The organism is Thalassococcus arenae (assembly GCF_019104745.1).
GTDB classification, from domain to species: domain Bacteria; phylum Pseudomonadota; class Alphaproteobacteria; order Rhodobacterales; family Rhodobacteraceae; genus Thalassococcus_B; species Thalassococcus_B arenae.
Window position 1 is genome coordinate 66150 of the sequence record NZ_JAHRWL010000004.1, and the last position, 10446, is coordinate 76595.

Annotated in this window: 10 protein-coding genes; 6 read left to right on the plus strand and 4 right to left on the minus strand. The window is 63.8% G+C overall.

What is annotated here, in order from left to right; all coding sequences use genetic code 11:
• Positions 1–19: 19 nt before the first annotated feature.
• The 4 genes from KUH32_RS18350 to KUH32_RS18365 form a co-directional block, all read right to left on the minus strand.
• Positions 20–2704 (minus strand): ATP-binding protein, encoded by a 2685-nt coding sequence (locus KUH32_RS18350; protein ID WP_217780120.1) that lies wholly within the window; start codon positions 2702–2704, stop codon positions 20–22.
• Positions 2701–2994, minus strand: coding sequence for a hypothetical protein (locus tag KUH32_RS18355; protein ID WP_217780121.1), 294 nt, complete (start codon positions 2992–2994; stop codon positions 2701–2703). Before KUH32_RS18355 ends, KUH32_RS18350 begins: the two co-directional genes overlap by 4 nt.
• Positions 2991–3359, minus strand: a complete 369-nt coding sequence (locus KUH32_RS18360) for a response regulator transcription factor (RefSeq protein ID WP_217780122.1) — start codon at positions 3357–3359, stop codon at positions 2991–2993. The genes KUH32_RS18355 and KUH32_RS18360 overlap by 4 nt, the downstream gene beginning before the upstream one ends.
• A gap of 84 nt (positions 3360–3443) precedes the next feature.
• Positions 3444–4766 carry a helix-turn-helix domain-containing protein gene (locus KUH32_RS18365; protein ID WP_217780123.1) on the minus strand — a complete coding sequence of 441 codons (1323 nt, stop codon included), beginning with the start codon at positions 4764–4766 and terminating at the stop codon, positions 3444–3446.
• A 218-nt stretch (positions 4767–4984) separates the two neighbouring features.
• Here KUH32_RS18365 and KUH32_RS18370 point away from each other — a divergent pair, with 218 nt between their 5' ends.
• From KUH32_RS18370 to KUH32_RS18395, 6 genes are all read left to right on the plus strand, one after another.
• Positions 4985–6337: a substrate-binding protein gene (locus KUH32_RS18370; RefSeq protein ID WP_217780124.1), complete on the plus strand. Its 1353-nt coding sequence runs from the start codon at positions 4985–4987 to the stop codon at positions 6335–6337.
• 103 nt (positions 6338–6440) lie between these two features.
• On the plus strand, positions 6441–7463 hold the full coding sequence (locus tag KUH32_RS18375; protein WP_217780125.1) for a branched-chain amino acid ABC transporter permease: 1023 nt from the start codon (positions 6441–6443) through the stop codon (positions 7461–7463).
• A 3-nt stretch (positions 7464–7466) separates the two neighbouring features.
• Positions 7467–8669: a branched-chain amino acid ABC transporter permease gene (locus KUH32_RS18380; protein ID WP_217780126.1), complete on the plus strand. Its 1203-nt coding sequence runs from the start codon at positions 7467–7469 to the stop codon at positions 8667–8669.
• 12 nt (positions 8670–8681) lie between these two features.
• Positions 8682–9437: an ABC transporter ATP-binding protein gene (locus KUH32_RS18385; protein ID WP_217780127.1), complete on the plus strand. Its 756-nt coding sequence runs from the start codon at positions 8682–8684 to the stop codon at positions 9435–9437.
• 12 nt (positions 9438–9449) lie between these two features.
• Positions 9450–10205 carry an ABC transporter ATP-binding protein gene (locus tag KUH32_RS18390; protein ID WP_217780128.1) on the plus strand — a complete coding sequence of 252 codons (756 nt, stop codon included), beginning with the start codon at positions 9450–9452 and terminating at the stop codon, positions 10203–10205.
• Positions 10206–10290: 85 nt separating this feature from the next.
• The coding region (locus KUH32_RS18395; RefSeq protein ID WP_217780132.1) for an acetyl-coenzyme A synthetase N-terminal domain-containing protein at positions 10291–10446 on the plus strand (156 nt) is incomplete at its 3' end.

Here is a 10446-nt window from a genome sequence, read left to right on the forward strand (position 1 = left end):
GGCTTAGGCGAACACGCCGTTATTGCGCAGCGATGGCGAGGTCCGCCGGCAGCGAGACACGGAAGGCCGCACCCTTCTGTCCCTTGAGATACACGATACCGCCGCCCAGGCGCGCCATGATCTGCCGCGATATCGCCAGACCCAGTCCGGCTCCGCCGGCCTTTTGGTCGCTGACGCGCGCGAATTTCTCGAAGATCATGTCTTGCTGATCCTCGGATATGCCCGATCCGTTGTCGATGAAATCGACGACCAGGCCATCGGCGCCGCGGGAAATCCGGATATCCAGCACCGGCTGTTTCGCATCGCAGTATTTCCGGGCGTTCGCGATGAGGTTGATGAAGACCTGCGCCAGCCTGTCGAGGTCGGTGCGCAACCAGATCCGTTCGGCTTCGGCGTCCCGGCGGATCAAGAGCCGGGGCGCCTCGTCCTTTGCCACAGCCGCGGCGACGGCGCGATCCAGAACGGCATCCAGCATGCCCTCGCGCAGGTTCAGGCTGACCTGGCCGTTTTCCAGCACGCTGAGATCCAGCAGGTCGTCCAGGAGGCGTGTCAGGCGGATCGCCTCGTCGTGGATGATCGAGGCGTATTTGCTTTTCTCCGCCGGTGACAGCGCGTCGCTGTCGCGCAGAATTTCCGAGAAAGCCCGGATCGAGGTCATCGGCGTACGCAATTCGTGGCTGATCTGGCTGAGAAAGGCGTCCTTCTGGACCGAAAGACGGGTCAGCTTGGAATTGGCTTCGCGCAATTGCCCGGCGGTGCGCGTCAATTCCTGAGACTGCGCCTCGAGACGGGCCGAGTATTCCATCATCTGTGCCGTTTCGTCGGCCACGGCCAGCAGATCCTCGACCGAAACCGACATGCCGCCGACGATCTGGCCGACCATCGCATGCGCCGTGGCAGCGCCGACCGACCCCGCCAGTTCGCGCTCGAGCGTTTCGAGAAAGGCGGGCGACGGTTCCGGCAGGCCGTTCGGCAAACCCTGCTTGCGGGCTTCGCGGCGGAACAGGGTCTGGGCCTGGTCCGCACCAAGGATGCGTTGCGCCATGATCATCAGATCCTCGGTCTGCGCCGCGCCACCCGACCAGCTGCGCGCCGCCCCCGAATGCTGGAACACGTTCACGAATTGCGCACCCTGCAATCGCTCGAGCGGTTCTGGGAAAGTGAGAAGCGAGCATGTGAAAAACGCGACGGTGTTGAGCGAGATCGACCAGAACAGCGCATGAAGAAAGGGATCCAACCCGTCGATTCCGAACAGCGCGTGGGGCCGCAGCCAGGCCAGACCCAGCAGCCCGTTTTCCATCACCGACATCGGAACGATGGTTCCGGGGCCGAAGCTGGGCAGGAACATCGTGTACAGCCAGATGCCGAAACCCACCGTCAGGCCCGCCAGGGCCCCGATCCGCGTCGCACCCCGCCAGAAGATGCCGCCCAGCATCGCCGGCAGGACTTGCGCCACACCGGTGAACGAGATGAGACCGATCGCCGACAGGGCCGCGCCACCACCGGAAAACCGGTAATAGAGATAGCCCAGCAGCAGAACCCCGGCGATGGAAAGCCGCCGCGACAGCAGCACCACGTCGCGCACGTCGCCCGACACGCTGGCGCCGATGCCCGACAGGCGCAGCCAGATCGGCACGACGACATGGTTCGACACCATCGTCGACAAGGCGATGGCCGCGACGATCACCATCGACGTTGCCGAACTGAAGCCGCCCAGGAAGGACAGCACGGCAAGCGATTCCCGGCCCTGCGACAATGGAACGGTCAGCACGAAGAGATCCGGGTTGCTGCCTGCCGGGAGCAGGTCGAGCCCGACCGCCGCGATCGGCACGATGAACAGGCTCATCAGCATCAGGTACAGCGGAAACGCCCAGGACGCCATGCGCAGCTGCGCCTCGTTGTCGTTCTCGACCACCAGCACCTGGAACATCCGCGGCAGGCACAGGAACGCCGCCGCGGACAGCAGCGTGAGCCCCGCCCAGCGGCCGCCGGACACCTCCCACATGCCGATCTCGGATGCGTCGATCCGTTCGAGCGTTTCGGCAACGCCACCCGACACTCCCCAGACCACGAACACGCCGACGGCCAGCAGCGCGGCCAGCTTGACGATGGCTTCGACCGCGATGGCCATGACCACGCCGTGATGGCGTTCATTGGCATCGAGATTGCGGGTGCCGAACAGGATGGTGAAAACCGCAAGGCCGACGGCCACCCAGATCGCCGTGTAGCTCTGGGTGCTCTCGCCGCCCTCGACCGCTGGCGCGAAGACGTCGAAGCTCAGCGTCACCGACTGCAACTGCAGCGCGATATAAGGCGTCGTGCCGATCACCGCGAGGATCGTCACCCCCACCCCGAGCAGCGTGGACTTGCCATAGCGCGACGACACCAGGTCGGCGACCGACGTGATGCGCTGCGACCGGCCGATACGCACCAGCTTGCGCAGAACCCACCACCATCCGACCAGTACGATGGTCGGCCCCAGGTAGATCGTGAGGTATTCCAGACCGCCGCGCACCGCCGACCCGACCGCGCCGTAGAACGTCCAGGCGGTGCAGTAGATCGACAAGGAAAGCGTGTAGATGATCGGCGCCCGCAACCAGCGACCCTGGCCACGCCGGGCCGATCGTTCGGCCACGAATGCGACGGCAAACAGGAAAAACACATAGGCCGTGCAAACGACGATCAGCGTATTGAGGATCGTCACGGCCCGTCCTCGTCTCTGTCGCTGGCGACGTCGCCTTGCCGTTCGGGGGCGATGCGAAAGGCCAGAGCCGCCGCAGCGACGATCACGCCGATCCAGATCGCGAAGATATAGACAAGCGCGCCGGACACCATGACGTCATCGGTACCAAGGCGCCAGAACAGCGGCAGCATCCACAGGAACAGCGCCAGAACCGGCAGTGCGCGCGCGGCATCCGCCGCCCGGCGCCGGCGATAGGCGCGGCGCTCGACGAATAGCGGCGCGCCTGTCCAGTCGTCGGTATCTCGGCTCATGACGCCGTGAGCGCGCGCACCGCCTCGAGCACCTCGGCATTCGAGAACGGCTTGGTCATGAACCGGCTGACGCCCGCCCGTTCGGCCAATTCGCGGTCCTTGCTTTGACCACGCGCCGTCAGCATCAGGATCGGCACGCTGGCGGTGGATGGATCGTCCCGCAGTTCGCGCAGGATTTCGTGGCCGCTTTTCCCGGGCAACATGACATCCAGGATCACGACATCCGGTTCTGCCTTGCGCACGGCCTCGGCGGCGTCTTCGCCGTTGGAATGCGCATCGACGCGCCAGCCCTCGCGCGAGAGGATGAAGCTGATCGCTTCAATGATATTGCGCTCATCCTCGATGAGCACGACATGTCCGGCCATGGACGCAACCTCCCGTGCCGATGCGCATTCGTCCGCGCCCGCGCATTGCGACGAACGAATGTTACGTCCATTCCGGAAGCGCTGTCAAAGAACCTGTGGGGCGGCACCGGCCAGGATCGACGGTTCGCGCCGCGCGGCACAGGCGGCACGCGGACAGATCCGGCAATTCAGGCCGACCTCCAGTGGCGGCCGGGTTTCGTCAATGTCCTCGGTCCGCAAAAGCATGTAGGCCTCGAAGACCGGTTCGCGGTTGGGACGGTGCGGACCGCTTGGCACGGCGATGGCATCGGCGATCAATCCCCGCCCTTCCTGCCCCGGCTGTTCCACCGCGGTGGACAGGGGCGACATCGGACGCGACAAGGCACGATAGAGCGGCCAGAGCGGACAGGCTGCACCGAAGCGCGGCATGGGAAATTCCGGCAAGGGCTTGCGATAGGTCAGCACACCAGAGGCGTCGCAAATCGCCAGCCCGAATGCGCCGGCGCGCGCGTCCCCCGGCAAGGCGGCCATCCGGCGCATGACCCGCGCGGGCTCGACCCCCAGATGATCGGCCAGAACGAACGGATCGGTGCCGATCTCGGCCAGCGCGCTTTGCAGCACGGGCGTGGGCAAGGCCGCGGCGTCACCGGAATAGCGCTGCGCCCAGCCGTGCAGCAGCTGTCGCGCCGGCGCCGTCAGCGTGACCGATGCGCCATCTTCGATCGCAGCCACGGCTGTCGCCGGATCCTGCCCTTGCTCGAGCGCATCAAAGCGGAATCCGACCGCGGCAAGCGCTGCATCCATCTCCTCCTGCGGGGCGCCGGTCTCGGCCATCGCCTCGCCCTCGGCCTCGAGATAGGTGACAAGTCCACGGCTGGTTTCGGCCAGCCTTTCGCTGTCCTCGTAGATGTTGCGATGAAAACGCGCCTGCCATTCCGGTGCGATTTCGCCGGGCTCGGCCAGGATCGACGCCGCCGACCGGATCGCCGTCACGGTCGACAGCATCTCGTGCAGCGAGGCGGCGAGATGCGGATCGTGGGTCATGCGGTCCGTCAGCGTTTCGACCGCGCGTTCCAGCGCGCCGATCCGGGTCCGGCTGTCGGCGATCAAGCGGGCCCAGCCGGGAAACCGGCCGGCGAATTCATCGACGCGGTCGATCTCTGCCCCGGCGCCGCGGTGGTCCAGGGCCGCCTCGCGCAGCGTGGCGATCAATGTCGCCTCGGCACCTTCGGTCAGCAGCGCGGCCTCGACGCCAAGGGCGTTGGCGATGACCAGCAGCAGCTTGCCGCCGATTCTGCGGCGGTTGTGTTCGATCAGGTTGAGATACGAGGCGGAAATACCCGCTCTGCGGGCAAGCTCGGCCTGTTTCATCCCCAGCATGATCCGCCTTTCGCGGATGCGCGACCCTGTCAGCGTGTCCCGTGCCATGGGCTTTCCCCTGTGTTTTCAACACCTTTCTGCGGCGCGACATAAAGACGTTTACAGCTGAGGTTGATTTACTTTGCATACATTGACAAGAAAATGCTTTGTAAAAAACGACTTGTTGCGAAATTTTCCTGTTGAGCGGAATATTGCTTTTGCACGACAGTGCCCGCGCGCATGGATGAGGAGCCTTTGCGCGCATCTCATGACAACGGGAGGATTTCATGTCCAAGAGCAACCTGACACGTCGCGGCGTGCTCAAGACCGGAGCCCTGGCGGGCTCGGGCCTGGCCTTGCCGACGTATCTGTCGGCCGCCAGCCACGAGGGCTATACAAACGCACCCACCGGATCGACCGTGACGCTGGGCTTCAACGTGCCGCAGACCGGTCCCTATGCCGACGAAGGTGCCGATGAACTGCTGGCGCAGCAGCTGGCGGTCGAGCACCTGAACGGCGAAGGCGACGGCGGCTGCCTCAACACCTTCACGTCGAAGGCGCTGAAGGGCAACGGCATCCTGGGCAAGAAAGTCACCTTCGTGACCGGCGACACCCAGACCAAATCGGACGCGGCGCGCGCATCGGCCAAGTCGATGATCGAAAAAGACGGCGCCATCATGATCAACGGCGGTTCGTCCTCGGGCGTCGCCGTGGCCGTGCAGGGCCTGTGCCAGGACGCCGGCATCATCTTCATGGCCGGCCTGACCCACGCCAACGACACCACCGGCAAGGACCGCAAGGCCAACGGGTTCCGCCACTTCTTCAACGCCTACATGTCGGGTGCCGCATTGGCGCCGGTGCTGGCCAAGGAGATGGGCAGTGATCGTCGCGCCTATCACCTGACCGCCGACTACAACTGGGGCTGGACCCAGGAGGAATCGATCGTGGCTTCGACCGAAGCCATGGGCTGGGAAACCGTGAACACGGTCAAGACCCCGCTCGCCTCGACCGACTTTTCGTCCTACATCGCACCCGTTCTGAACTCGGGCGCCGACGTGCTGGTCCTGAACCACTACGGCGGGAACATGGTCAACTCGCTGACCAACGCGATCCAGTTCGACCTGCTGTCCAAGCAGGCCAACGGCAAGGACTTCAAGATCGTCGTGCCGCTCTATTCCGAACTGATGGCCGCCGGTGCCGGCGAGAACATCAAGGGCGTGCTGGGTTCGATGAACTACAACTGGCAGCTCGACAACGAGGGTTCCAAGGCGTTCGTCAAGTCGTTCGGCGAGAAGTACGGCAAGCCGCCGTCGAACTCGGCCCAGACCTGCTATGCCCAGGTTCTGCTGTATGCCGACGCCTGCGAACGCGCCGGCACGTTCAACCCCTGCGGTGTGGTCGAGGCCCTGGAAGGCTTCGAGTTCGACGGCCTGGGCAACGGCAAGACGCTGTACCGCGCCGAAGACCACCAGTGCTTCAAGGACGTTCTGGTCGTGCGCGGTGCGCAGAACCCGACCAGCGCCTACGACACGCTGGAAATCGTCGAGATCACGCCCGTCGAACAGGTCACCTACGCGCCCGATCACCCGATGTTCGGCGGACCGGAAGCGACCCTGGGCGAATGCAATCCCGGCGCATGAGCCGTTGACCGACGTGGCAGGGCGCATCAGGCGCCCTGCCCGCTTTCCGCGGGTGCGCCCGACGGAATATCCCTGTCAGACACGAAACCCATAGGTGGGGGCCATGGACGCCATCATCCTGCAGATCCTGAACGGACTCGACAAGGGCTCGGCCTATGCGCTGATCGCGCTCGGGCTGACGCTGATCTTCGGCACGCTCGGTGTCGTGAATTTCGCGCATGGCGCGCTGTTCATGATCGGCGCCTTCTGCGCCGTTTCGCTGCAGCGTCTTCTGTCGCTGAGCTTCGAGACCATCGACGAGACCAAGACCGACTTTCTCGGCAACCCGTTGAAAGTGCAGACGCCGTATATCGAGGGTTGGTTCGGACCAGAGCTGGGCGGCGCGATCATCGACTGGTCTGTGCCGCTGGCCATCCTGCTGGCGATCCCGGTGATGATCCTGATCGGCCTGGCGATGGAGCGCGGTCTGATCAAGCATTTCTACAAGCGCCCCCATGCCGACCAGATCCTGGTGACATTCGGCCTGGCGATCGTGCTGCAGGAAATCGTCAAGTATTATTTCGGCGCCAACCCGATCCAGACGCCGGCTCCGTCCGCGATGTCGGGCGTGGCCAATATCGGCATGCTGATCGGCATGGACATCGCCTATCCGGTCTGGCGCATCGCCTATTTCTGCTTTGCAGCGATCATCATCTTCGCGGTCTTCGCCTTTCTGCAATTCACCACCTTCGGGATGGTGGTGCGCGCTGGCATGGCCGATCGCGAAACCGTGGGTCTGCTGGGCATCAATATCGACCGCCGCTTCACCATCATGTTCGGCGTCGCCGCCGCAGTGGCAGGGCTTGCGGGCGTGATGTATGGGCCGATCAACCCGCCGAATTACCACATGGGCATGGATTTCCTCGTGCTCAGCTTCGTCGTCGTGGTCGTCGGCGGGATGGGGTCGCTTCCGGGCGCCGTTCTGGCCGGGTTCCTGCTGGGCATCCTGGAAAGCTTTGCCTCGACCACCTGGGCCACCACGACGATCCCCGGCATCAACCAGATCATCATCTACCTCGTTGCCATCATCGTCCTTCTGACGCGTCCGCGCGGTCTGATGGGACGCAAAGGCGTGATGGAGGACTAAGACATGCTCGGTCTCGACAAGAAAGACACCACGCTGCTGATCGTCGTCGCGATCCTGACGCTCTGCGCGCCGTTCCTGCTGAACCCCTTCCCGGCGGCCAGCAGCCTGTCCCAGTTCAACGCCGGCTACCCGGACCTGATGCAGCGCTTCGTGATCTTCGGCATCTTCGCCATCGGCTTCAACATCCTGTTCGGCCTGACCGGATACCTGTCCTTCGGTCACGCGGCCTTTCTCGGCGTGGGATCGTACAGCTGCGTGTGGATGTTCAAGTTGCTGGGCTACAACATCCTGCCCGGCATCGCGCTGGCCGTTGTCATCGCGGGCCTGTTTTCGCTGTTCATCGGCTACGTGTCGCTGCGGCGGTCGGGGATATATTTCTCGATCCTGACACTGGCTTTCGCGCAGATGTCCTTTGCCCTGGCCTATTCGGTTCTGTCGAACCCCAAGTTCAACCTGACCAACGGCGAAACCGGCCTTCAGGTCTATGCCAACGATCCGCAGATCTTCCACAGCGCGGGCATGCCCGACATGCCCCACCTGTTCGGCTATTCGATGCGCGCGACCCAGACGCTGGATGTCGGCGCCTGGCAGTTCCAGTTCAACTTCGGCTACTACGTCTGCGCCGTCGTGATGCTGATCACGTTCTACCTGGCCATCCGGCTGTTCCGGTCGCCCTTCGGCATGATGCTGCGGGCGGTCAAGTCGAACCAGCAGCGCCTGACCTATACCGGTCTGAACCCGCGCCCCTACACGCTGGCGGCCTTTGTGATCTCGGGCATGTATGCCGGCCTGGCCGGCGGCCTGATGGCGTCGATGGATCCGCTGGCCGGTGCCGAGCGCATGCAGTGGACCGCGTCGGGCGAGGTTGTTCTGATGACCATTCTCGGCGGTGCCGGGACGCTGATCGGCCCGGTACTGGGTGCGGGTGCGATCAAGTACATGGAAAACATCTTTTCCAAGATCAACGACAACATCCTGCACCAGTGGTTCGCCTGGATGCCCGATGGCGTGGAAGACCTCATGGTGACGCTGGTCCACCCCTTTATCGGCAAGGGCTGGCATCTGACCCTGGGCATCATGTTCATGCTGGTCGTGATCTTCCTGCCCGGTGGCCTGGTCGAGGGCGGCCAGCGCATCCTCAACCTCTTCCGCCGGAAAAAGGCCAAGGACGACACGTCCAAGGCCCGCACCGAGCCCGCAGAATAAGGAGACCGGGCAATGGGTATCCTCGAAGTCAAGGACGTCAACAAGCGGTTCGGCGGGCTGCAGGCGCTCGGAAACGTGAACCTCAGCATTCAGGAAAACATCTGCCATGCCATCATCGGCCCGAACGGTGCGGGCAAGTCCACGCTGCTGAACTGCCTGGTCGGCAAGCTGATCCCCGATACCGGATCGGTGATGTTCGACGGGCAGTCCGTGCTGGGCCGCACGCCGTTCGAGATCAACCAGATGGGCATCAGCCGCGTTTTCCAGACCCCCGAGATCTTCGGCGATCTGACGGTGATGGAAAACATGATGATCCCGCTTTTCGCCCGCCGCGACGGATCGTTCAAACTGCACGCCTACGAGTCGGTCGAAAGCGAGAAAGAGCTGCGGGAACAGGCCGAAGAAATGCTGCGCGAGGTCAACATGGCCGACAAGCGCAACATGCATTCCGCCGCGATGTCCCGCGGCGACAAGCGCCGCCTGGAAATGGCCATGTGCCTTGTCCAGAAGCCCAAGCTGTTGCTGCTGGACGAACCCACCGCCGGCATGGCGCGTGCCGACACCAACAACACGATCGACCTGCTCAAGCAGATCAAGGACGAGCGCGACATCACCATCGCCATCATCGAACACGACATGCATGTGGTGTTCTCGCTCGCCGACCGGATCACCGTTCTGGCCCAGGGCACACCGCTGGTCGAGGACACGCCGGAAAAGATCAAGGGCCATCCCAAGGTCCGCGAAGCCTATCTCGGCGAAAGCGCATAAGGAGAGACCACAATGAACGTTCGTCCGGATTTCTCCAAGAACGCCAACAAGGCCGAAACGGCACCGGCGTTTCTGTCCGTCTGGGACATGCATTCCTATTACGGCGAAAGCTACATCGTGCAGGGCATCAGCTTCAACGTGCACGAGGGCGAGATCCTGGCCCTGCTGGGTCGCAACGGTGCGGGCAAGACCACCACGCTGCGTTCGATCGCGCGGCTGGATCACCCGCAGGTTCAGCATGGTGAAATCTGGCTGGATCACCAGCCCTTGCACAAGATGACCAGCTACCAGGCATCCACCGCCGGGTTGGGCCTGGTGCCCGAGGATCGACGGATCATCCCCGGCCTGACGGTCGAGGAAAACCTCAAGCTCGCGCAGATCGCCCCGCCGGTCGGCTGGTCTCTGGAACGCCTCTACGATCTCTTCCCGCGCCTCGGCGAACGCCGCAGCCAGGAGGGTGTTACCCTGTCGGGCGGCGAACAGCAGATGCTGGCGATCGCCCGCGCGCTGGCACGCGACATCAAGGTGTTGCTGCTCGACGAACCCTATGAAGGCCTGGCGCCGGTCATCGTCGACGAGATCGAAAAGACCCTGCGCCACATCAAGGAACAGGGCATGACGACGGTTCTCGTCGAACAGAACGCCGTGCGCGCGCTGCAGCTGGCCGACCGGGCGATCATCCTCGACACCGGCTCGATCGTCTTCGACGGCACCGCGGCCGAGGTTCTCGACAACGCCGAATTGCGCGCCGAATACCTCGCCATCTGATCCGGCGGCGCGCCGGGAGTGCGACCAAAGTCAGCTTGCGCAATCCCTGCGGGCCGGTTTTCCTGTGTCAAAGGGAGGAACGACCATGTCTGACACCTATGCCCCATCTCGGGAAACGGTGACCCGAGCGCATGTTGACGCGGCGAAGTACGATGCGCTGTATGCGGCGTCGGTTTCGGATCCGGAGGGGTTCTGGGGCGAGCAGGCGGGTCGGGTCGACTGGATCAAGGCGCCGACGCGG

Excerpts from the sequence above, each read along its gene's own strand:
- KUH32_RS18380 (WP_217780126.1), top strand. The coding sequence starts at position 7,467 with ATGCTCGGTCTCGACAAGAAAGACACCACGCTGCTGATCGTCGTCGCG.
- KUH32_RS18375 (WP_217780125.1), top strand. The coding sequence starts at position 6,441 with ATGGACGCCATCATCCTGCAGATCCTGAACGGACTCGACAAGGGCTCG.
- KUH32_RS18390 (WP_217780128.1), top strand. The coding sequence starts at position 9,450 with ATGAACGTTCGTCCGGATTTCTCCAAGAACGCCAACAAGGCCGAAACG.
- KUH32_RS18365 (WP_217780123.1), bottom strand. The coding sequence starts at position 4,766 with ATGGCACGGGACACGCTGACAGGGTCGCGCATCCGCGAAAGGCGGATC.
- KUH32_RS18355 (WP_217780121.1), bottom strand. The coding sequence starts at position 2,994 with ATGAGCCGAGATACCGACGACTGGACAGGCGCGCCGCTATTCGTCGAG.
- KUH32_RS18385 (WP_217780127.1), top strand. The coding sequence starts at position 8,682 with ATGGGTATCCTCGAAGTCAAGGACGTCAACAAGCGGTTCGGCGGGCTG.
- KUH32_RS18360 (WP_217780122.1), bottom strand. The coding sequence starts at position 3,359 with ATGGCCGGACATGTCGTGCTCATCGAGGATGAGCGCAATATCATTGAA.
- KUH32_RS18370 (WP_217780124.1), top strand. The coding sequence starts at position 4,985 with ATGTCCAAGAGCAACCTGACACGTCGCGGCGTGCTCAAGACCGGAGCC.